Genomic DNA, 20,286 nt, shown 5'->3' with positions numbered 1-20,286 from the left:
GCGGTCAGGGAGATACATCCATGCCACACACGAAGCTGCGCCGCCTCGTGACCATCTCGGTCGCCGTCACGCTCGGCGCCACCGCCCTCGCCGCCTGCGGGTCCTCGGACGACGACGACAGCAAGGCCGACTCGGGGCCGGTCTCGCTGACGTACTGGTCCTGGACACCGGGCATGGACAAGGTCGCCGCCCTGTGGAACGAGGGCCAGGGCAAGAAGGACCAGATCAAGGTCACGGTCAAGAAGCAGGCGTCCGGCGACACACTGGTCACCAAGATCCTCACGGCGCACAAGGCCAAGAAGGCCCCGGACCTGGTCCAGGCCGAATACCAGGCCCTGCCGACGCTGGTCAGCAATGACGTGCTCGCCGACATAGCCGGCGACGTGGACGGCGTGAAGGACAACTTCGCCGAGGGTGTCTGGCAGCAGACCACGCTGGGCTCGGACGCGGTGTACGCCATCCCGCAGGACTCCGGGCCGATGATGTTCTACTACCGCGAGGACCTGTTCAAGAAGTACGGCCTCGACGTTCCCGAGACGTGGGAGCAGTTCGCCGACACCGCCCGCGCACTGAAGAAGAAGGCGCCGGAGAAGGACCTGACCACCTTCTCCGCCAACGACTCCGGGCTCTTCGCCGGTCTCGCGCAGCAGGCCGGTGCCAAGTGGTGGACCACCGAGGGCGAGAAGTGGAAGGTCGGCATCGACGACGCGGCGTCGCGGAAGGTCGCCGACTTCTGGGGCTCTCTCGTCAAGGAGGGCGCGATCGACAATCAGCCGATGTACACGCCCGCCTGGAACAAGGCGCTGAACACCGGCAAGCAGATCGCCTGGGTCAGCGCGGTCTGGGCGCCGGGCACCCTCACCACCGCCGCGCCCGACACCAAGGGCAAGTGGGCGATGGCCCCGCTGCCGCAGTGGTCCCCCACCGAGAACGTCACGGGCAGCTGGGGCGGTTCGTCCACGGCCGTCACCACGGACTCCCAGCACAAGCCGGCCGCCGCGAAGTTCGCCGCCTGGCTGAACACGGACCCGAAGGCGCTGACCGCGCTCGCGAAGGAGGGCGGCATCTACCCGGCCGCCACGACCGCGCAGACCAGTGACGCCTTCGCCGAGCCGCCGGCGTACTTCTCGAACCAGCCGGACTTCTACACCCAGGCCGCCTCCATCGCGAAGAACACCGCACCCTCCGCGTGGGGTCCGAACGTGAACGTCGCGTACACCACGTTCCGGAACGCCTTCGGCTCGGCCGCCAAGAACAAGGCGGACTTCGGCGGAGCCCTGAAGAAGATGCAGGACGACACCGTCGCCGACCTCGAGAAGCAGGGCTTCGAGGTCGCGGAGTGACCAGCGCACGCCGGAACCGGAAGGCGTACGGGGTCAAAGGGGCCCCGTACGCCTTCCTTCTCCCCGCGACGATCCTGTTCGCCCTCTTCTTCGCGCTGCCCATCGGCTACGCCGTGTGGCTCAGCCTGCACAAGGTCCAGGTCAAGGGCCTGGGTCTCGGTTCGGGGGCGCGGACAGAAGTCTGGGCGGGGCTGGAGAACTACACCGACTCCCTCACCGACTCCGAGCTGCTCGACGGAGGGCTGCGCGTACTCGGATACGGCGCCATCGTGATCCCCGTGATGCTCGGGCTCGCCCTGCTCTTCGCGCTGATGCTCGACACCGACCGGGTCCGCCTCGCGCCGTTCACCCGGCTCGCGATCTTCCTGCCGTACGCCATTCCCGGTGTCGTCGCGGCGATGCTCTGGGGCTTCCTCTACCTGCCGGACGTCAGCCCCTTCTACTTCGTCCTCGACAAACTGGGCATGCCGCAACCGGATCTGCTGGACGGCGGGCCACTGTATGCCGCGCTGTCCAACATCGCGGTGTGGGGCGGCACCGGCTTCAACATGATCGTCATCTACACCTCGCTGCAGTCCATCCCTGCCGAGGTGTACGAGGCGGCGAAGCTGGACGGCGCCACCCCGCTGCAGATCGCGCTCCGGATCAAGATCCCGATGGTGGCGCCCTCGCTGGTGCTCACCTTCTTCTTCTCGATCATCGCGACGCTCCAGGTGTTCAGCGAGCCGACCACGCTCAAGCCCCTCACCAACTCCGTTCCCACGACCTGGAGCCCGCTGATGAAGGTGTACGAGGACGCCTTCGGCAGGGGTGACATCTACTCCGCCGCGGCGACCGCGGTGATCATCGCCCTCGTCACGCTGCTCCTGTCCTTCGGCTTCCTGCGAGCCGCGAACTCCAGTAACAAGCAGGAGGCAGCACGATGAGTTCTCTTGCCGTCCGCAAGGCGGCCCCCGCCGCCGGCACGACGCCCGGCACCGCCCAGGGGCCGCCGCTGCGCCGCCGCGTCGCCTTCGTCCCGACGGTGACCCTGCTGCTCGGCGCGGTCTACTGTCTGCTGCCGGTGGCGTGGGTGGTGATCGCGGCGACCAAGTCGGGCAGCGAGCTGTTCTCGACGTTCACGTTCCTGCCGGGCACGGGCTTCACCCAGAACGTCTCGGACCTCAACGCCTACCGGGACGGCGTGTACTGGAAGTGGATGGGCAACTCCGCCCTCTACGCCGGCCTCGGCGCCCTTCTGTCGACGGCCGTCTCGGCGTTCAGCGGCTACGCCCTCGCGATCTACCGCTTCCGCGGCCGTGAGACCGTCTTCAACATCCTGATGGCGGGCGTGCTGATGCCGCCGGTGATCCTCGCGATCCCGCAGTACCTCCTCATGGCCAAGGCCGACCTCACGGATTCGTACGCGTCCGTGCTGCTGCCGCTGGTCCTGTCCCCGTACGGCGTGTACCTCGCGCGGATCTACTCGGCCGCCGCCGTGCCCACCGACGTCGTCGAGGCGGGGCGGATGGACGGCGCGAGCGAGCTGCGGATCTTCACCCGGATCGCGCTGCCGATGATGGTGCCCGGTCTGGTGACGGTCTTCCTGTTCCAGTTCGTGGCGGTGTGGAACAACTTCCTGCTGCCCTACATCATGCTCAGCGACGACGAGAAGTTCCCGATCACCCTGGGTCTGTTCACGCTCCTCGAACAGGGCTCCAACACCCCGGCCCTCTACACCCTGGTGATCACCGGCGCGCTGCTCGCGGTCATCCCGCTCGTCGCGCTCTTCCTGGTCATCCAGCGGTTCTGGAGCCTTGATCTGCTGTCGGGAGCCGTAAAGTCGTGACCATGAGCCAATCGGGGGGCCGGCGCCGACCGCCGACGATTCACGATGTCGCGCGCGAGGCGGGAGTCTCACGAGGGACCGTGTCACGTGTCCTCAACGGCGGCCACTATGTGAGCCCCGGCGCGCAGGAGGCGGTCAACGCCGCCATCCGCAGGACGGGTTACGTCGTGAACCGGCACGCCCGCTCGCTGATCACCGGACGTTCGGACTCGATCGGCTTCCTGCTGACGGAGCCTCAGGAGCGGTTTTTCGAGGACCCCAACTTCAATGTCCTGCTGCGCGGTTGTACGCAGGCACTCGCGGCGCACGACATCCCGCTGCTGCTGATGCTGGCGGGCACCGACGACGAGCGGCGTCGTATCACTCGGTACATCACGGCGGGCCACGTCGACGGGGTGCTGCTGGTCTCCAGCCACTCCGGCGACCCGGTCGCCGAGCAGCTGCGCGACGCCGGTGTGCCGCTCGTCATGTGCGGCAAGCCCATCGGCGTCGGCTCCAAAGTGAGTTACGTGGCCGCGGACGACCGGGACGGCGCCCGCGACATGGTGCGCCATCTGGTGTCGCTCGGCCGGCGTCGCGTGGGTATGGTGACCGGCCCGCTGGACACCCCTGGCGGCGTCGAGCGGCTGGCCGGCTACCGGGAGGTGCTCACCGAGGCGGGCATCGAGCTGGACGAACGCCTCGTCGCGTCCGGCGACTACAGCCGCGCCAGCGGCGAGGCGGGCGCCGAGCTTCTGCTGGAGCGGGCACCGGACATGGACGCGGTCTTCGTGGCCTCCGACCTGATGGCGCAGGGCGTGCTGAGCGCGCTGCACCGGGCGGGCCGGAGCGTTCCCGAGGACGTCGCGGTGGGCGGCTTCGACGACTCCTCCGCGGCGGTCGCGTCGAGCCCCGAACTCACCACGATCCGCCAGCCGTACGACCGCATCAGTTCCGAGATGGTGCGGGTGCTGCTCGCTCAGATCGGCGGAGAGGATCCGGCGGCGGTGATCCTGCCGACGGAGCTGGTCAAGCGTCAGTCGACCTGACGCGAAGGCGGCAGGCGCCGGCGAGCTGGTCACGCAGCGCGCGTTGTCCGGCATCGACCCGACCAGCCCGTGCCAGAGGGGCCAGCGATCGCCGACCGGGCACTGCCGGGCGTTGTTCCACGTGTGCGGGGCGGCGCACGGTAACCTGAGGTGTAGCGGTGTTCTTGTGCGCCGCGCGGCGGTGGGGCTCGCCGTACCCGAACCGCGGCAATGCTGCCGCCAACAGTCCCTACCCGTGAAGAACCCTGTCCGCGCACGCGCACAGGGCACCACGTGTAGGGAGAGGCATGCGTTCGGACGAGACCGGGCTGTCGACAGCGGCAGAGCCCACCGACCCCGATATCGACCTGACGGACGCCGGACAGCGCCAAGAACTGCGGCGTACGCACTACGGCGTCCTGCTGGTGATCGCGTGCGGCGGGGCGCTGGGAGCCCTCGCCCGCTTCGGCGCCGCCCAGGCATGGCCGACCCCGGCCAACAGCTTCCCCTTCACCACTCTGGCGGTGAACGCCGCCGGGTGCCTGGTGATCGGTGTCTTCCTCGTCGCCGTCACCGAGATCTTCTCCGCCCATCCCCTGCTGCGCCCGTTCTTCGGGACCGGGGTGCTGGGCGGCTTCACCACGTTTTCCACCTACTGCGTGGACATCGAGCGCCTCGTCACCGGCGGCCGGGCCGGGATCGCGCTCATCTATCTGGCGGCAACAGCCGTAGCCGCGGTGGCCGCGGTGACCCTGGGCGCGTGGAGCACGCGCCGCATCCTGGCGAAGTGGAGCCAATCATGAGCTGGAATACACAGGCGGCGCTGCGGCTGACCGTCCTGGTCGATGACACCGACCTCTGGCACCACAAGCCCGTGTGCAGCGAGATCGTCCACCGGGCCCATGCCGCCGGACTCTCCGGCGCCTCCGTCTTCCACGGCATGGAAGGCTTCGGCGGCCGTCAGATCGTCCACACCGCCCGCCTGCTGTCCATGGCCGACGACCTGCCCGTCGCCGTGATCATCGTCGATACCGAGGAACGCATCCAGGCGTTCGTCCCACAGCTGGAGGAGATGAACGTCGAGGGCCTGATCACCCTGGAACCCGTCCAGGTCGTCCACTTCGACGGCGCGCACCGGGCGGACCGGGCGGACCGGGCGGACCGGTGAGCGATTTCCTGCTGGTAGCCATCGGCGGCGCGGTCGGCGCCCCCTTGCGCTACCTCACCGACCGGGCCGTCCAAGCCCGCCACGACACCGTCTTCCCCTGGGGCACCTTCACCGTCAACGTCGTCGGCTCCCTCATCCTGGGCGTCCTCACCGGCGCCGCCCTGTCCGGCACCGCCGGACACACCGTGCGACTGCTGCTCGGCACTGGACTGTGCGGGGCACTGACCACGTACTCGACGTTCTCCTACGAGACGCTGCGCCTGGCCGAGAGCGGCGCGAAGTTCTTCGCCGCCGCCAACGTCGCCGCCTCCATTGTCGCCGGCCTCGGCGCGGTCTTCGTCGGCTCCGCCCTCGCCGAGGCGCTGTTCGCATGACCCCAACCGGCACCCTGGAGACAACCGGCGGGCGGCGCGGTCCGGGCATGGGCGCATGGCGGTTCGTCATCGCGTTCGGCACCGTCAGCCTGCTCGCGGACTTCGTCTACGAAGGCGCCCGCTCCATCACCGGCCCCCTTCTGGCCCACCTCGGCGCCGCCGCAGCCGTCGTCGGCATCGTCACCGGCATCGGAGAAGCCGCCGCCCTCGTCCTGCGCCTGGGATCGGGACCGCTCGCCGTCGCCGGCGTCCTGGCCCCGCGCACATGTGTGGCCTGCACGGATGCCCTGTACACAGACGCCTGTACACTGAATGACTGCGAAGGGGAGTAGCCCTGCGAACCGGTCGTCGACACGCTGGAGCCCTCGGGTTCCCGGTGGCCGGGCCCCTGTGATCACACGGGTGGGCGAGACCTTCGGCCAGGCATTGCCGTGCCCGCGATCCCGCGGCGCACCCGTCATGCCGGGCCGATCGGTTCTCCCGTCGCCCCTGTCGAGGGCGCTTCGCGAAGTTCCGGGGGCCCGGTCCTACAGAAAGCCACCGGAATGCATCTCGACCCTCTGGCGATCCTCACCGCCTTCGGGCTGATCTTCCTCGCCGAGCTGCCGGACAAGACGATGTTCGCGTCGCTGGCCATGGGCACCCGAATGCGACCCCTCTACGTGTGGTTCGGTACGTCCACCGCGTTCGTCGTCCATGTCGCGATCGCCGTCGGCGCCGGAAGCCTCATCGGCCTGCTGCCCGACTGGACCGTCAAGTCGGTCTCGGCCGCACTCTTCGCGTTCGGCGCGTTCATGCTGCTGCGCGGGAGCGGGGACGACGACGAGGAGGATGCCGGCGGCCGGACCGTCACCGGATTCTGGCCCGTCTACACGACCGCGTTCATGGCCGTCTTCATCAGCGAGTGGGGCGATCTGACGCAGATCACGACCGCCAACCTCGCGGCCACGAACGGGATCGCCTCCGTGGCCGTCGGTTCCGCCGCGGCTCTCATGTCGGTCTCCGCGCTCGCGCTGCTGGCCGGACGTTTCATCGCCAAACGCGTGCCGCTGAAGACCGTGCAACGGATCGGCGGGATCTGCATGCTCGGCCTCGCCGTCTGGTCGGTGGTGGAGATCTTCGTGGGCTGACGGCCCTCTCCGGACGACGACCGGCCCGTACGGCTGGTCCGTACGACTGGTCCGTACGACTGGTCCGTACGACCGTTGACGTGGTTCCACCGGTCCGTACGACTGGTCAGGATCGGAGAAGCGGGTTCACGGCACGCGGTCGTAGCGTGATTGCACCGGCGAGAAACCGGTGGGAACCGGCGAACGGTCGCCGGTGGAACCGCGTCAATGGAGGAGCCCGTCATGTCCGAAGGCCTCAAGACCATCACCTATCCCGTCAAGGACCTGGCCCGTGCCAAGGCGCTGTTCGGCGCGCTCCTGGGAGTTGAGCCGTACGCGGACGAGACGTACTACGTGGGCTTCCGGGCGCCGGGACAGCCGGAGGTCGGGCTCGACCCGAACGGTCACGCCAAGGGTCTGACCGGGCCGGTCCCCTACTGGTATGTCGGCGACATCAGGGCGATCCTGGCCGATCTCGTCGGCGCGGGCGCCGAGGTGGTCCAGGACGTCCAGGACGTCGGCGGCGGCACGCTGATCGCGTCCGTGAAGGACGCGGACGGCAACGCCGTCGGACTCGTCCAGGAAGCCCCCTGAGCGAGGTGCCCGACTGCATGCAACTGCAATAGTTGCCAGCTCAACGAGCGGCCTTCTCTCTGTTACCGTGCCGACATGGCAGCAGAGAAGGCCGCTCCTCGTCTTGAGGACCGGTGGCGGGACATTCTGTCGGTGTACGCGCGCACCATGTGCGAGATCGACCGCTCACTGCATCCGCACGGCCTGTGCGCCAGTGATTTCGAGGTGCTCGACATCCTCGCGTCGAACCCGAACCCGAACCCGAACACGGATGCGGATGCGGATGCGGATGCGGATGCGGATGCGCACACGGGCACGGGCGCGGGCACAGGCACGAAGGCGGGTCCGGCCTCGGCCGGGCCGTGCCGGGTGCAGAACATCGCCGACCGGGTCCATCTGAGCCAGAGCGCCCTGTCCCGCCTCATCGGCCGTCTGGAGAAGGAGGGCCTGGTGGAGCGGAGCATGTGCCAGGAGGACCGCCGCGGGGTGTGGGTCGTCCTCACCGAGAAGGGCCGCGACCTGCACACCGAGGTACGCCCCCTGCAGCGAACCGTCCTGGCCCGCATGCTGACCGACGCCGACAGGCTCTGAGTCACCCAGCCGGGCGCAGCAGGTCCCGTACGGCCTCGAAGGCCGCCGCGACCGTCGCCGGGTCGGCGCCCTGCCGGGCCAGCGCGCTCATCGGGATCGGGGTGACCGACGGCAGTCCGCCGTACGGGCTCAGCCCGTCCGGAGCGGGCCCGACGGCGGCGAGGAGGGCCACGCCGACGCCCGTGCGCGCCACGTCGAGGACCCCCGCGAGATAACCGGCGTCGCCGACCACCGTGGCCGCGACACCGTGTGCGGCGAGGGTCGAGATGGCCCGGCGGCGGATCGCGCACGGGTCCTCGATGGCGACCAGCGGCACCGGGTCGGGTGCGGCCGGCGGCGCCCAGCCGGGAGTGGCGTGCCAGGTCAGCGGGAGGCCGCCGACCGGAGTCCCCTCGGTGGCGGCCGCCTCGGTCACGTACACCGCGACATCCACGCTGCCGCGTTCCACGGCCTCCACCAGCCGGGCCGAGCGGTCGATGCGGAAGCGCACCCGGCAGCCGGGCCGCACCCCCTGGACGGCCGCGGTCAGGCGGGGCAGGAACTGGTCGGCGGCGTGCTCGGTGGACCCGATGGTGACGGTGTCGCCCTCGGTGTCGAGCAGGACCCGTACGGCCTCGTCGTGGACGGCGAGGATGCGGCGGGCCTGCTCCACGAGGAGCCGGCCCGCCGGGGTGAACCGGGTGCCGCGGCCCTCGCGCTCGACGACGGAATGCCCCAGTGTCTTCTCCAGCCTGCGCACATGCTGGCTGACCGCGGACTGGCTCAGGGCGAGGGAATGGGCCGCGCGGTGGAATCCTCCGCAGTCGGCTATCGCGGTCAGGCTGCGCAGGGCCACGATGTCCAGGACAGGTTGGGGCATACACCGACCGTAGCCCGTCTCCCGGACCGATCGCGATCGCTGATCGATTTCGATGCGGAATCGTCGTTGGACGTGACGCGTCGCGGCCGGTCATGATGAGCGCATGGTTCCCACGACCGCTTCCGCTGCCCTTCTGACGCAGCGCCGAGTCATTGACTTCGGCGTGGCGTGCAGCGCGCGCTGTCGTTGATTCCCCGCCGGTCCCCGGCGTTCCCGGCGTTCCCGCCCGGCCTGTGCTGATCACGTCTCCCCTGTCCTGACACGTGTCGGCGGCCGTCCACGGTCTCCTCGCTTCCCTTTCCCCTGTCTCCCTCTGTCTCCCCCTGTCTTTCCTTGACCTTTCCCTGCCCTGAAACGGGAGTTGCTTCCTCATGCCCTCCACCCCGTCCCCCTCCTGGGACGAACCCGAAGGTCTCGCCGCTCGCGGCACGCTGATCGTGCTGGCCGGCCGGGGCGAACACGGTGGCGTGTACGAACGGTTCGGCCGCCGTCTCGCCTTCGACGCCTACCGCGTGCGCGCCCTCGGTGATGCCACCGCCGATCCGTCCGTGCTCGACGAGGCGGCGGGGCTCCTCGCCGACGAGTCACTGCCCGGCCCGAAGGTCCTGGTCGGCTCGGACACGGGTGCCCGGTACGCCGCCGATCTGGCCGCCGAACAGCCCCCGGGAATCGACGCGCTGATCCTGGCCGGCCTGCCCACCGGGCCCTGGGCATCGGGGAGTTGGGAGGACGAGGCCGAGGCACGCACCGGCTGCCCCACCCACCAGGGGCGCCTCACGAACGATCCGGGCTTCCGGCGCGGCGCACTGGACGAGACCCCCGAGCTGCCGGAGGTGCGGCTCGATCTCGTGCGGGTCCCGGTGCTGGCCCTGCACGGCGCCGACGACGCGGTGAGTCCGCTCGACCGTGCGCTGAGCGCGTACGAGGGGCATGACGGTGTACGGACCGTGACCTTCAGGGGCGGGCGGCACGACGTGCTCAACGACGCGCTGCACCGCACCGCCGCCGCCACCGTCGTGCTCTTCCTCGAACGGCTGCGCCTCTCCCCCGAGCTGCCCGCGATCGCGGAGGGCGCCGTATGAGCGCGCGGGTGACGACGACCGTCGCCGAGCTGCGCGAGCGGCTCGGCTCCGCGCGGCCGCCCGTCGTGCTCGACGTCCGCTGGGCGCTGGGTGACCCGCACGGCCGGGACCACTACACGGCCGCCCACATCCCGGGCGCGGTGTACGTCGACCTGGACCGTGAGCTGGCCGGTCCGCCGAGCCCCGAGGGCGGCCGCCATCCACTGCCCGACCTCGCGGACCTGCAGACTGCGGCGCGGAACTGGGGCCTCGAAGAGGGACGGCCGGTCGTCGTGTACGACGACCTGGGCAATACGGCCGCGGCCCGCGCCTGGTGGCTGCTGCGCTGGGCGGCGGTGCCCGACGTGACCCTGCTCGACGGGGCGTTGGGCGCGTGGCGGTCGGCAGGGCTGCCGCTGGAGTCGGGGCCGGGCGCGGCCGAGCCGGGTGACGTCGTCCTCCGGCCGAACGGACTACCGGTCACGGACGCGGACGGGGCGGCCCGACTGGCCGTCACGGGGCTGCTGCTGGACGCCCGCGCCGGGGAGCGCTATCGCGGCGAGCACGAGCCGGTCGACCCCCGCGCGGGCCACATCCCGGGCGCGGTCTCCGCGCCGACCGGCGAGAACCTTGCGGCCGACGGAACGTTCCTGCCACCCGAAGCGCTGCGCGCACGGTTCGAGGACCGGGGCGCGGGTGACGCGACCGGGATCGGCGTGTACTGCGGGTCCGGTGTCACCGCGGCCCACCAGATCGCCGCCCTGGCGATCGCCGGTTTCGACGCGACGCTCTTCCCCGGCTCCTGGTCCGCCTGGTCCGCCGATCCCGCCCGCCCCGCCGCGACCGGCCCTCTGCCGGCCTGAGCCGCCCCCACCCTCCCCTGCCGCTGAGAGGAATTCCGCCATGCCGACGAAACAGATCGGGGTGACAGCCCCGGTTCTGGAGAAGCCCGACCCGCCCGCCACGCCCGCGCCCGCCCGCGTCACCATCCGCGGTACGGACCGGCTCCCCCGGCGCCGGCTGTCCGTCCCGCGTTCCCTGCGCCGGGCCGCCGGACCGGTCGGGCTGGTCCTGCTGTGGTTCCTCGGCTCCGCCACCGGTGTGCTCCCCGAATCCGTGCTCGCCTCGCCCGTGGACGTCGTACGCCAGGCCGTCGAGCTGACGAGGACCGGCGAACTGCTCGACGCCATCGCCGCGTCGGGGCGTCGGGCCGCGACCGGCTTCCTCATCGGTGGGACGGTCGCGCTGTCGCTGTCCCTGCTGGCCGGGCTGTTCCGGCTGGGCGAGGACGTCATCGACTCCTCGATGGGCATGTTCCGGGCCATCCCGTGGGTCGGTCTGATCCCGCTGTTCATCGTCTGGTTCGGCATCGAGGAGACCCCGAAGATCGCGCTGGTGGCCCTCGGCGTGACCTACCCGCTGTACTTCAACATCTACGGCGGTATCCGCTCCACCGACGCCCAACTCGTCGAGGCCGCACGGATGATGGGCCTCGGCAGGATCGGCCTGATCCGGTACGTCATCCTGCCGAGCGCGCTGCCCGGTGCCCTCGTGGGACTCCGGTACGCCCTGTCCACCGCCTGGCTGGCCCTCGTCTTCGCCGAGCAGATCAACGCCGACGCCGGACTCGGCTACCTGATGAGCAACGCCCAGCAGTACTTCCGTACGGACATCATCGTGCTGTGCCTCGCCGTGTACGCGCTGCTCGGCCTCGCCTGCGACTTCGCCGTACGGGTTCTCTCCCGCCGCCTGCTGAGCTGGCGGGCCTCCTTCGACGGTGAGGCGTGACCATGACGGCGAACACCGCGACCACGGCCGCGACGACGACAGCCAACAGTGTCGAGATCCGCGGGCTGTCCCGCGCCTTCGACGGCAACACCGTGCTGCACGACCTCGATCTCGACATCCGCGAGGGCGAGTTCGTGGCCCTGCTCGGCCACAGCGGCTGCGGCAAGTCGACGCTGCTGCGCATCCTGGCGGGACTCGACGAGGAGATCGGCGGCGAGGTGACCGTGCCAGCCCGGCGCAGCGCCGCGTTCCAGTCCCCGCGGCTGCTGCCCTGGCTGAAGGTGTGGCGCAACGTCGTCCTCGGACTGCCGGGACGACCCGACCGCGCACGCGCCGAGAAGGCACTGGACGAGGTCGGCATCGCCGAGCGGGCCACCGTCTGGCCCAAGACGCTCTCCGGCGGGCAGGCCCAGCGGGTCTCGCTGGCCCGTGCTCTCGTCCGCGAGCCCGAACTGCTGCTCCTGGACGAGCCGTTCGGGGCGCTGGACGCGCTGACGCGGGGCAGGGTGCAGCAGCTCGTCGCCGAGCTGTGGAAGCGGCACGGCTGCGCAATCCTCCTGGTCACGCACGACGTGGAGGAGGCGCTGCTGCTCGCCGACCGGGTCCTGGTGATGGACGAGGGGCGCATCGCCCACGAGGTCACCGTCGAGCTGCCCCGCCCCCGTGACCTGACCGCGCCCGAGTTCGTGACCCTGCGCGCCCGCCTGCTCGGCTGGCTCGGCGTCACGCACACCGGCGCTTTTGACGACCCCGACTCCCGTACCCCCGAAGGGACTTCCACGTGAAGCGCACCATGTTCCGTACCCTCTCCGCCGCCCTCGGACTGGGCGCGCTGCTGACGGTGACGGGCTGCGGAGGGGACTCCACCGCGGACACGGCCGGCGGCTCCTCGGACGTCACACTGACCATCGGCGACCAGGCCAAGACCCTCCAGACGATCCTCGCCGCCTCCGGGGCCCTCAAGGGCGCCGACTACAAGGTGAAGTGGGCCGAGTTCGAGGGCGCGGCCCCGCTCTTCCAGGCCGTGCAGGCGGGCGCCGCGGACACGACGTACTCCGCGGACCTGCCCGCGCTCCAGGCGCTCAGCGGCGGGGTGCGGTTCAAGAACGTGGCGGCCCTGAAGAACGACGGGCGCCACACCGGGATCGTCGTCCGCAAGGGCTCGAGCGTGAAGAGCGTCAAGGACCTCAAGGGCAAGAAGGTCGTGGTGTCCTCCGCGAAGGGCAGCATCTCCGAGTACCTGCTCGCCAACGTGCTCCGGCAGAACGGCCTCAAGTACTCCGACGTGAAGGTGCAGTACCTGCTGCCGACCGACGCACAGGCCGCCTTCTCCTCCGGGAAGATCGAAGCCTGGGCGACGTTCGGGGTCTACCAGGCGGTCGGCCTCCAGCAGGGCGGCCGGCTGCTCGTGAACGGCGCCGACGGGCGGATCAGCGGCTACGGGTTCATCGGGGCCTCCGAGAAGGCCCTGGCCGACAAGTCGAAGAAGGCCGCGCTCGGCGACTTCCTCAAGCGGCTCGGTACGGCCCTGAAGTGGACCACCACCCATCAGGACGAGTACGCCGACAGCATCGTGCGGCGCAACGGCGCCGACCCCGCGATCGCGAAGACCCTCGCCTCGGCCGCGTACAGCAAGGTGCTGCCGGTCTCGTCCGAGGTGAACGGGACCGTCCAGGGCGTGGCCGACCTGATGCACGGCATCGGCGTCCTCGACCCGAACGTCGACGTGGCGAAGTCCGCCGACGCCTCCGTTCTCAAGTAACCGCTGACGCGCCCTCACCCGGCTTTCCCACCATAGGAGTTCACCATGCCTGTCGAGTTCATCAGCGCCGTGCACACCGACGCCGGGGCATCCGGTCCGGCCGCCGCGAGCCGTACCGGCCTCGATGTCGACCACCTGCGCAGGTACGCCCGCGCGTTGGACGACGGAGGCTTCGACCACACCCTGGTCGCCTACCACTCGGCCTCGCCGGACGCCTTCCAGGTCGCCCAGTTCGTGGCCACGCACACCGAGCGGGTCAGCCCGATCCTGGCGCACCGGCCCGGCGTCATCTTCCCGACGCACGCGGCCCGCGCCCTCGCGACCCTCGACCGGATCAGCGACGGGCGGCTCACGCTGCACGTCATCTCCGGAGGCAGCGACGAGGAGCAGCACCGCGAGGGCGACTACCTCGACAAGAGGGAACGCTACGAGCGGTCGGACGAATACATCCAGATCCTGCGGAACGTGTGGCAGGCCGACGGGCCCGTGTCGCACGAGGGCAAGTACTTCCGGTTCGAGGGCTACTACTCGGACGTGAAGCCGGTGAACGGCCTGGTCCCGATCTCGGTGGGCGGGTCGTCGCAGGACGCGTACCGGGTGGGCGGGCAGCAGGGCGACATCTTCGGTCTGTGGGGCGAGCCGCTCAAGGAGACGGCCGAGCAGATCGCCGCCGTGAACGCGGTCGCGGACGCCGCCGGCCGCCCCCGCCCCCGTATCTGGGTGTCGTTCCGCCCGATCATCGCGCCCACCGACGAACTCGCCTGGGAGAAGGCGCACCGCACCCTGGGCGTGCTGCAGGACCAGGCGAGGAACACGGAGCTGCTGCGCCACTACAAGACGAGCGGACGCCCCGCCAACGTCGGTTCGCAGCGTCTGCTCGACATCGCCGAGCGGGGCGAGGTGCACGACCGCTGCCTGTGGACGGCCCCGGCGGTCGCCACCAACGCGGCGGGCGCCTCGACCGCGCTGGTCGGTTCCCCGGAGACGGTCGCGAAGGCACTGCTCGACTACGTGGACATCGGCTGCGACCTGCTGTCGATCCGCGGCTACGACCCGCTCAACGACGCCATCGACTACGGCCGTCACGTCCTGCCACTGGTCCGGCAGGAACTCGCCCACCGGGCCGCGACCGACCGGGCCGCCTGAATCTCCCGCGCCTCCTCCCCCTCTCCCCTACCTCGCCCGTTCCCCGTCCCCCGTCCCTCGTCTGATTGATTCCTCTCATGGAGACTCCGTGTTCCGTCGCACCCTGCTCACGTCCACCACCGCGCTCGCCCTGCTGCTGCCGTTCGCCACAGCCTGCGGAGGTGAGGCGGGCGCCGAGTCCTCGTCCTCCTCCGACCTCTCCTCGGTGACGCTGGCCGTCGGCGCCACCGGCTGGAAGAACGAGGAGGCCGTGCTCAAGTTCGCCGGCCTCGACGACACCCCGTACAACGTGAAGTGGAGCCTGTTCCAGGGCGGCGACCAGCAGCTCCAGGCCGTCCGGGCCGGAGCCCTCGACCTGGCCTCCTCCAGCGAGATCCCGCCGGTCTTCGCCGCCGCCGACGGCAGGCCCAACTTCAAGGTCGTCGCCGTCCAGCGCGGCACGACCCTCAACCAGGAGATCATCGCCCCCAAGGGCTCCGAGGTGACGGGCATCGCGGGTCTGAAGGGCAAGAAGGTCGGTTACGTCCAGAACACCACCGCCCACTACTTCCTGTACGAGCTGCTGAAGCGGGCCGGCCTGAACTGGTCGGACGTCGACGCCAAGCCGCTCCTTCCCAACGACGGGCTCGCGGCGCTGAACGGCGGCGGCATCGACGCCTTCGCCTCCTACGGCACCTCGGTCATCACCGCCCATCAGCGGGGCGCCGTCACGGTCGGCTCCGCCAAGGACGTCCTCTCCGGCAACTTCCTCTGGTCAGCCCGCGACAGCGTGCTGAAGAGCCCCGCCCAGCGGGCCGCCGCGGCCGATCTGATCGCCCGGATCACCAAGGGGTACGCGTACATCCGCGACGGCCGGCAGCGCGAGTTCGCCGAGGTCGTCGCCCAGGCCACGCACCAGCCCCTGGCCCAGGCCGAGAAGGACTTCCGCGACGCCCAGGCACAGCGCCCGACCAAGGCCAGGACGGTCGGCGACGACAGCATCGCCTCGCAGCAGAAGGTCGCCGACGCCTTCACCGATCTGGGCGCCCTGAAGGGGAAGCTGGACGTGAAGTCCTTCTGGAGCCACGCACTCGACACCGATCTGGAGAAGGCCCTGTGACCTCGGACGTGACCCCGCCCCCGGAGGCGGACGTGACCCCGCGCACGCACGCGGACGTGACCGCACGCCTCGCCGAACTCGCCGGGGGATACGACCGGTCGGGTGCCTTTCCCGCCGAGTCGATCCGGGCGGTGCACGAGGCCGGGCTGCTCACCGCGACCGTCGGCGAGCGGTACGGCGGCCCGGGGGCGCGGGTCCGGGACACCGCCCGCATCCTCCACACGCTCGGCCGGGGCGACCCGTCCGTCGCCCTGATCACGGCGATGACGCTCAACACCCACGCCCGCGAGGCCGTACAGCCGCTGTGGCCCGAGGAGCTGTACGCGCGGGTGCTCAAGGAGTCCCAGGGACGGCCCGTTCTCGTCAACCACGCGCGCGTGGAGCCCGATCTGGGATCCCCTGCGCGGGGCGGACTGCCCGCCACGGTCGCCCGGCGCACCGCGGACGGCTGGGCGATCAGCGGGCACAAGCGGTTCGTGACGGGCGCGGACGGGCTCGACTGGTTCCTGGTGTGGGCGAGCACCGACGAGCCGCACGCGCGCGTGGGCACGTTCCTGGTGCCCGGCGGCTCGCCCGGCATCGAGATCACCGCCCGGTGGGACCAGCTGGGGCTGCGGGCCAGCGGCAGCCACGACGTGGCGTTCCGGGACGTGGAGGTCCCGTACGAGCACGTCGTCGGGCTCGGTCCGTACGGGCCCGCGAGCGAACAGGACAACCGGGCCGGAGCCTCCCTCCATCTGCCGCTCGCCGCCCTCTACCTGGGGGTCGCGCGGGCGGCGCAGGCCTTCTTCCACACCTTCGCGCATGAGCGTGTGCCCGCCAATCTCGGTCACCCGGTGGCCCGTACGGAACGCTTCCGGCGGACGGCCGGCGAGATCGAGGTGCTCCTCACCACCGCCGAGCAGCTCGTCCTCGGCGGTGCCACCCGGGTGGACGGCGACGACTCCTCGTACACCCCGGAGCAGGCCCTCGGCGCGCGCGTGCTGGCCGACCGGCACGCCGTACGGGCCGTGGAGCTGGCCGTGCGGCTGCTCGGCAATCCGGGGCTGGCCCGCGGCAACCCACTGGAGCGGCACTTCCGCGACATCCAGTGCGCGCCCGTGCACGCCCCCCAGGAGGACATCTCCCTGCTCGCCATCGGAACGAAGGCACTCGACCTGTGACCACCACATCCGCCCCTGCGTCCACGAAGGCCGCCGAGCTGCTCGGACTGCTGGCCCGCGATCTCGCCCCCGACCGGCTGGCCACCGATCCGCGCACGCTGGCCGCGCACGCCACCGACCGTTCCGGCGCACGGTCCGACGGCAGCCCCCTGGCGGTCGTCCACGCCCGGCGCACCGAGGACGTGACCGTCACCCTGCGGCACGCGCACGCCCTGGGTGTGCCGGTCGTGCCGCGTGGCGCGGGCACCGGTCTGTCGGGCGGGGCGACCGCGGGCGAGGGCGTGCTCGTCCTCGACCTGTCCGGGATGAACCGCGTCCTCGAACTGTCGGCGGACGATCAGCTCGCGGTCGTCGAACCGGGCGTCGTCACGGCCGAGTTGGACCGGGCGGCCGGCGCGCACGGTCTGCGGTACGCGCCCGACCCGGCGAGCGCGGCCCTGTCGACGATCGGCGGGAACATCGCGACCAACGCGGGAGGCCTGCGCTGTGCCAAGTACGGCGTGACGCGGGACAGCGTCCTCGGTCTGGAGGCGGTCCTCGCGGACGGCACGGTGATCAGGACCGGTCGCCGCACGGTGAAGGGCGTCACCGGTTACGACCTGACCGCGCTGCTCACCGGATCGGAGGGCACCCTGGCGGTGATCACCTCGGCGACGCTGCGGCTGCGGCCCGTCCCCTTGGCGACGGCCACGCTCGCCGCGTACTTCCCGTCCTTCGAGGCGGCCGCCGAGGCGTCGTACGCGATCGGCCGGGCCGGGGTCGAACCCGCGCTCGCGGAGCTGGTCGACGGTCCGGTGCTGGGCGCCATCGACCCCGGACTGCGCGAGCGGGGCGCGGCGTTGCTGGTCGTGCAGTGCGACGGCGCGGGCGCTGCCGTCGAGGCGCAGGCGGTCGCCCGGGTGATCGCCCCGAAGGCGGCGACGGTCGAGGTGACCGACGATCCCGCCGAGGCCGAGTCGCTGCTGGCGGCCCGTCGGCAGGCCCTGCCCGCCCTCGAACGGCTCGGGCGGCCGCTGATCGAGGACATCGTGGTGCCGCGCTCGCGGCTCGCGGAGGCGGCCCGCGAGATCCGGGCCATCTCCGCGCGCCATGACGTGCCGGTCTTCACCATCGCGCACGCGGCCGACGGGAACCTTCACCCGATCATCGTCGTGGACCCCGCCCTGGACCGGCTTCCGGAGGCCGCCTGGGAGGCGGCCGGTGAGATCTTCGCGCTGGCGCTGCGGCTGGGCGGCACGCTCACGGGGGAACACGGCGTGGGGGTGCTCAAGCGGCAGTGGGTCGCGGACGAGCTGGGCCCCGCGTCCCACGCGTTGCAGCGGCGGCTGAAGGAGGCGTTCGATCCGCGGGGGATCCTCAACCCTGGCAAGAGCCTCTGACCTTCGTCCGGTCCGGTCCGGTCCGGGCGAGGGAGCGGGAGCGGGCCGGGGCGCGGGAGAGGAAGGCAGCCCGCGCCCCAGGGCCCGGCCGCTCCCCTCCGTCATGCGGCCGGGCCCGGTCCCGTCCGCGCCCGCCGGTCTCAGGCGCGGGACGCCAGCAGACTGCGTACGCCCTGGGAGTCGAGCGTCAGCCCGTGCGGCGTACTGGCGTCGATGGTCAGCGAGAGATCACTGGCAGGCCACTGCGCGGCGAGCGTCCCCAGGGGTACGAGGCGGTAGCGCGACACGGACGGCAGCAGCTCGGCCATGGTCACTTCCGAGGTGAACACCGGGACCAGGGGGTCCGCCCCCGGCTGTTCGAGGACGGGCAGCGCCACGACCGAGGGGTCGGCCGCGGCGTCGTCGTCGGCGTCGTCGGGCACCGGGACCAGCACGTCACTACCGGCCAGCGTGTCCAGCGCGGCGCCGTCCTCGGCGTTCTCGGCCAGGGCGCTCAGCGCGCGCTGGGCCTCCACCGTGGCGCTGTCGTTCGAGGAAATCTCCATGGCACATCCAGACGTAGTGGCGAAAACAGGCCGCCCGTGTCGGTCTCCGACTCGGGCGCGGCTGATTGCGTACCCGTCATGCGGTGCGCCATGCCCACTCCACACACTCCACACACCCGGCACCGAACGGTCATGGAACGAGTGGAATGTCGTGCGAGGGCAGCCCCAGCCGGTCGCAGCCGACGCGCCGGGCCAGCGGCTCGGCCATGCTCGCCCCGAGGTGTGTCCAGTACGTGGCGGCGTCCCGGAAATAGCGCTGCATCCGCTCGCCGTCCCGGGCGTAGCGGGAGCCGGCCGTGCGGAAGAGGATGTTCTGTGTGGCGTCCCAGGCCATGCGGCCGGCGTTTAGGAAGACGATGGCCAGGCGGTTGTCGTCGGCGAGGGTGAAAGGCGCCTCGCCCGAGACGTTGCGGCGGCAGGCCTCCATGTAGTCCTCGGCGTTGCGCTGCAGAGCGGCCTGTGCGGTGTGGATCATGCCGAGTGCCTCGCCGAGGTGGCGTTGGTAGTCGTGGAGTTCCGCCCGGGTACGATCCGGTTCCAGGGTCAGCGGCCGGCCGGCGAGGATCCGGGCGTATTCGTCCGCGGCGGCGTACGCGATGCCGGTCATGATGGCCGCCAGCTCCCCGTGGTAGACGCTGGGCGCACGTCCCGCGTACAGGGCGTTGCCGTGCAGCTTCGAGCCGGGGGTGCCGCCCTCCACCGGCAGGTCGAGCAGGCTCACCTCCCTCGTGAGGTACTCGGGGATACGGGCCTGCTCCATGCGGACGCTGTTGGAGCCGCTGCCGCGCAGGCCGAGGATGCCGTGCCAGTCGTCGACGAGGGTCCACGCGGAGCGCGGGACGATGAACAGCACCATCGGTCCGGGCGGGTCGCCCGGCTTCTCGGGGGCGCGCAGGGTCTGACCGAGGTAGTGCGTGGAGTACGGGGCGCCGGAGGAATACGGCCAGGTGCCGTCCAGGACGATCCGGCCGTCGCCGTCCGGCCTGGCCACGCCGACGGGTGCGACCGTGGACGCCGCGCGGAACTCGCCGTCGTCGCCGAAGATCTCGTCCTGCGCCCGCTCCTCGAACTGCGCGGCGAACTGGAGCACATGGGCGCCGGTCAGGGACAGGGCCCAGCCGGTGGAGGGGCAGCCGCGGGCTATCTCGGTGACCACGCGGAAGAAGGCCGGCAGCCCGAACTCGTATCCGCCGTAGCGGCGCGGCTGCAGGGTCCGGTAGAAGCCGGCCCGCAGGAAGTCGTCGTGCGTGTCCTTCGGGTAGCGCGTCAGCCTCTCGGTCTCCGCCTGGCGTTCGAGCAGCGCGGGCCGCAGGGCGACGGCCCGGTCGATGAGTTCGCGTTCGGTCAGTCCGGGCTCGGGAGCGGCGATCACGGTGCCTCCTGACGGGTGGGGCGGTCCGTACGTGACGCGATACCCGTGATTGAACACGCGACCGCTGCGTCCTGTACCCACCGGATACCGCCAAGTGGACCGGCGCGGTTCGCCGCAGG

23 protein-coding genes are annotated in these 20,286 nt (G+C 71.1%); 20 read left to right on the top strand and 3 right to left on the bottom strand.

What is annotated here, in order from left to right; translation table 11 throughout:
* The first annotated feature begins 20 nt into the window (after nt 1–20).
* From AB0D14_RS35815 to AB0D14_RS35765, 11 genes are all read left to right on the top strand, one after another.
* Nucleotides 21–1,343 carry an extracellular solute-binding protein gene (locus AB0D14_RS35815; protein WP_362787285.1) on the top strand — a complete coding sequence of 441 codons (1,323 nt, stop codon included), beginning with the start codon at nt 21–23 and terminating at the stop codon, nt 1,341–1,343.
* The gene (locus AB0D14_RS35810) at nt 1,340–2,269 is read left to right on the top strand and encodes a sugar ABC transporter permease (RefSeq protein WP_362787284.1); all 930 of its coding nucleotides are present in this window, start codon (nt 1,340–1,342) and stop codon (nt 2,267–2,269) included. The genes AB0D14_RS35815 and AB0D14_RS35810 overlap by 4 nt, the downstream gene beginning before the upstream one ends.
* Nucleotides 2,266–3,171, top strand: a complete 906-nt coding sequence (locus AB0D14_RS35805; protein ID WP_362787283.1) for a carbohydrate ABC transporter permease — start codon at nt 2,266–2,268, stop codon at nt 3,169–3,171. The genes AB0D14_RS35810 and AB0D14_RS35805 overlap by 4 nt, the downstream gene beginning before the upstream one ends.
* Nucleotides 3,168–4,199 (top strand): LacI family DNA-binding transcriptional regulator, encoded by a 1,032-nt coding sequence (locus AB0D14_RS35800; RefSeq protein WP_362787282.1) that lies wholly within the window; start codon nt 3,168–3,170, stop codon nt 4,197–4,199. The genes AB0D14_RS35805 and AB0D14_RS35800 overlap by 4 nt, the downstream gene beginning before the upstream one ends.
* Before the next feature lie 287 nt (nt 4,200–4,486).
* Entirely contained in the window at nt 4,487–4,981 is a 495-nt protein-coding gene (gene crcB / locus AB0D14_RS35795) for a fluoride efflux transporter CrcB (protein ID WP_362787281.1), read from the top strand.
* Nucleotides 4,978–5,346 (top strand): DUF190 domain-containing protein, encoded by a 369-nt coding sequence (locus tag AB0D14_RS35790; protein ID WP_362787280.1) that lies wholly within the window; start codon nt 4,978–4,980, stop codon nt 5,344–5,346. The genes crcB (AB0D14_RS35795) and AB0D14_RS35790 overlap by 4 nt, the downstream gene beginning before the upstream one ends.
* Nucleotides 5,343–5,720, top strand: a complete 378-nt coding sequence (gene crcB, locus AB0D14_RS35785; RefSeq protein ID WP_362787279.1) for a fluoride efflux transporter CrcB — start codon at nt 5,343–5,345, stop codon at nt 5,718–5,720. Before AB0D14_RS35790 ends, crcB (AB0D14_RS35785) begins: the two co-directional genes overlap by 4 nt.
* Nucleotides 5,717–6,052: a hypothetical protein gene (locus tag AB0D14_RS35780; protein WP_362787278.1), complete on the top strand. Its 336-nt coding sequence runs from the start codon at nt 5,717–5,719 to the stop codon at nt 6,050–6,052. Before crcB (AB0D14_RS35785) ends, AB0D14_RS35780 begins: the two co-directional genes overlap by 4 nt.
* Nucleotides 6,053–6,265: 213 nt before the next feature.
* A complete protein-coding gene (locus tag AB0D14_RS35775; protein WP_362787277.1) occupies nt 6,266–6,850 on the top strand; it encodes a TMEM165/GDT1 family protein in 585 nt (194 codons plus the stop codon).
* A gap of 222 nt (nt 6,851–7,072) precedes the next feature.
* A complete protein-coding gene (locus AB0D14_RS35770; protein ID WP_362787276.1) occupies nt 7,073–7,423 on the top strand; it encodes a VOC family protein in 351 nt (116 codons plus the stop codon).
* 75 nt (nt 7,424–7,498) lie between these two features.
* Complete coding sequence (locus AB0D14_RS35765) at nt 7,499–7,993, top strand: MarR family transcriptional regulator (RefSeq protein ID WP_362787275.1); 495 nt, start codon at nt 7,499–7,501, stop codon at nt 7,991–7,993.
* A 1-nt stretch (nt 7,994) separates the two neighbouring features.
* Here AB0D14_RS35765 and AB0D14_RS35760 read toward each other — a convergent pair whose 3' ends face one another.
* The gene (locus tag AB0D14_RS35760; protein WP_362787274.1) at nt 7,995–8,852 is read right to left on the bottom strand and encodes a LysR family transcriptional regulator; all 858 of its coding nucleotides are present in this window, start codon (nt 8,850–8,852) and stop codon (nt 7,995–7,997) included.
* Nucleotides 8,853–9,223: 371 nt separating this feature from the next.
* On the opposite strand from AB0D14_RS35760, the gene AB0D14_RS35755 reads away from it, so the two are divergent.
* The 9 genes from AB0D14_RS35755 to AB0D14_RS35715 all read left to right on the top strand — a co-directional run bounded on the left by AB0D14_RS35755 (nt 9,224) and on the right by AB0D14_RS35715 (nt 18,250).
* Complete coding sequence (locus tag AB0D14_RS35755; RefSeq protein WP_362787273.1) at nt 9,224–9,934, top strand: lysophospholipase; 711 nt, start codon at nt 9,224–9,226, stop codon at nt 9,932–9,934.
* The gene (locus AB0D14_RS35750) at nt 9,931–10,776 is read left to right on the top strand and encodes a sulfurtransferase (protein WP_362787272.1); all 846 of its coding nucleotides are present in this window, start codon (nt 9,931–9,933) and stop codon (nt 10,774–10,776) included. The genes AB0D14_RS35755 and AB0D14_RS35750 overlap by 4 nt, the downstream gene beginning before the upstream one ends.
* A gap of 40 nt (nt 10,777–10,816) precedes the next feature.
* Nucleotides 10,817–11,701: an ABC transporter permease gene (locus tag AB0D14_RS35745; RefSeq protein ID WP_362787271.1), complete on the top strand. Its 885-nt coding sequence runs from the start codon at nt 10,817–10,819 to the stop codon at nt 11,699–11,701.
* Between the two features lie 2 nt (nt 11,702–11,703).
* Nucleotides 11,704–12,486 carry an ABC transporter ATP-binding protein gene (locus AB0D14_RS35740; protein WP_362787270.1) on the top strand — a complete coding sequence of 261 codons (783 nt, stop codon included), beginning with the start codon at nt 11,704–11,706 and terminating at the stop codon, nt 12,484–12,486.
* Between the two features lie 8 nt (nt 12,487–12,494).
* Complete coding sequence (locus tag AB0D14_RS35735; protein WP_362787305.1) at nt 12,495–13,463, top strand: ABC transporter substrate-binding protein; 969 nt, start codon at nt 12,495–12,497, stop codon at nt 13,461–13,463.
* Nucleotides 13,464–13,508: 45 nt separating this feature from the next.
* On the top strand, nt 13,509–14,609 hold the full coding sequence (locus AB0D14_RS35730) for an LLM class flavin-dependent oxidoreductase (protein ID WP_362787269.1): 1,101 nt from the start codon (nt 13,509–13,511) through the stop codon (nt 14,607–14,609).
* 88 nt (nt 14,610–14,697) lie between these two features.
* Nucleotides 14,698–15,708 (top strand): ABC transporter substrate-binding protein, encoded by a 1,011-nt coding sequence (locus AB0D14_RS35725; protein ID WP_362787268.1) that lies wholly within the window; start codon nt 14,698–14,700, stop codon nt 15,706–15,708.
* On the top strand, nt 15,705–16,871 hold the full coding sequence (locus tag AB0D14_RS35720) for an acyl-CoA dehydrogenase family protein (protein WP_362787267.1): 1,167 nt from the start codon (nt 15,705–15,707) through the stop codon (nt 16,869–16,871). The genes AB0D14_RS35725 and AB0D14_RS35720 overlap by 4 nt, the downstream gene beginning before the upstream one ends.
* Entirely contained in the window at nt 16,868–18,250 is a 1,383-nt protein-coding gene (locus AB0D14_RS35715; protein ID WP_362787266.1) for an FAD-linked oxidase C-terminal domain-containing protein, read from the top strand. Before AB0D14_RS35720 ends, AB0D14_RS35715 begins: the two co-directional genes overlap by 4 nt.
* A gap of 140 nt (nt 18,251–18,390) precedes the next feature.
* Here AB0D14_RS35715 and AB0D14_RS35710 read toward each other — a convergent pair whose 3' ends face one another.
* Both AB0D14_RS35710 and AB0D14_RS35705 read right to left on the bottom strand, forming a co-directional pair.
* Entirely contained in the window at nt 18,391–18,795 is a 405-nt protein-coding gene (locus AB0D14_RS35710; RefSeq protein WP_362787265.1) for an SseB family protein, read from the bottom strand.
* Between the two features lie 130 nt (nt 18,796–18,925).
* Complete coding sequence (locus AB0D14_RS35705) at nt 18,926–20,167, bottom strand: acyl-CoA dehydrogenase family protein (RefSeq protein ID WP_362787264.1); 1,242 nt, start codon at nt 20,165–20,167, stop codon at nt 18,926–18,928.
* Nucleotides 20,168–20,286: the final 119 nt, after the last annotated feature.

It is taken from the genome of Streptomyces sp. NPDC048484 (genome assembly GCF_040651415.1).
In the GTDB taxonomy this organism is placed as follows: Bacteria; Actinomycetota; Actinomycetes; order Streptomycetales; family Streptomycetaceae; genus Streptomyces.
Note: the sequence above shows the minus strand (reverse complement) of the source record. Positions and strands in the feature narration are given on the sequence as shown.

What these genes read in the sequence shown, in the direction of transcription:
- AB0D14_RS35815 (WP_362787285.1), top strand. Translation starts at nt 21, where the DNA reads ATGCCACACACGAAGCTGCGCCGCCTCGTGACCATCTCGGTCGCCGTC.
- AB0D14_RS35805 (WP_362787283.1), top strand. Translation starts at nt 2,266, where the DNA reads ATGAGTTCTCTTGCCGTCCGCAAGGCGGCCCCCGCCGCCGGCACGACG.
- crcB (WP_362787281.1), top strand. Translation starts at nt 4,487, where the DNA reads ATGCGTTCGGACGAGACCGGGCTGTCGACAGCGGCAGAGCCCACCGAC.
- AB0D14_RS35790 (WP_362787280.1), top strand. Translation starts at nt 4,978, where the DNA reads ATGAGCTGGAATACACAGGCGGCGCTGCGGCTGACCGTCCTGGTCGAT.
- AB0D14_RS35780 (WP_362787278.1), top strand. Translation starts at nt 5,717, where the DNA reads ATGACCCCAACCGGCACCCTGGAGACAACCGGCGGGCGGCGCGGTCCG.
- AB0D14_RS35775 (WP_362787277.1), top strand. Translation starts at nt 6,266, where the DNA reads ATGCATCTCGACCCTCTGGCGATCCTCACCGCCTTCGGGCTGATCTTC.
- AB0D14_RS35770 (WP_362787276.1), top strand. Translation starts at nt 7,073, where the DNA reads ATGTCCGAAGGCCTCAAGACCATCACCTATCCCGTCAAGGACCTGGCC.
- AB0D14_RS35765 (WP_362787275.1), top strand. Translation starts at nt 7,499, where the DNA reads ATGGCAGCAGAGAAGGCCGCTCCTCGTCTTGAGGACCGGTGGCGGGAC.
- AB0D14_RS35760 (WP_362787274.1), bottom strand. Translation starts at nt 8,852, where the DNA reads ATGCCCCAACCTGTCCTGGACATCGTGGCCCTGCGCAGCCTGACCGCG.
- AB0D14_RS35755 (WP_362787273.1), top strand. Translation starts at nt 9,224, where the DNA reads ATGCCCTCCACCCCGTCCCCCTCCTGGGACGAACCCGAAGGTCTCGCC.
- AB0D14_RS35750 (WP_362787272.1), top strand. Translation starts at nt 9,931, where the DNA reads ATGAGCGCGCGGGTGACGACGACCGTCGCCGAGCTGCGCGAGCGGCTC.
- AB0D14_RS35745 (WP_362787271.1), top strand. Translation starts at nt 10,817, where the DNA reads ATGCCGACGAAACAGATCGGGGTGACAGCCCCGGTTCTGGAGAAGCCC.
- AB0D14_RS35740 (WP_362787270.1), top strand. Translation starts at nt 11,704, where the DNA reads ATGACGGCGAACACCGCGACCACGGCCGCGACGACGACAGCCAACAGT.
- AB0D14_RS35735 (WP_362787305.1), top strand. Translation starts at nt 12,495, where the DNA reads ATGTTCCGTACCCTCTCCGCCGCCCTCGGACTGGGCGCGCTGCTGACG.
- AB0D14_RS35730 (WP_362787269.1), top strand. Translation starts at nt 13,509, where the DNA reads ATGCCTGTCGAGTTCATCAGCGCCGTGCACACCGACGCCGGGGCATCC.
- AB0D14_RS35710 (WP_362787265.1), bottom strand. Translation starts at nt 18,795, where the DNA reads ATGGAGATTTCCTCGAACGACAGCGCCACGGTGGAGGCCCAGCGCGCG.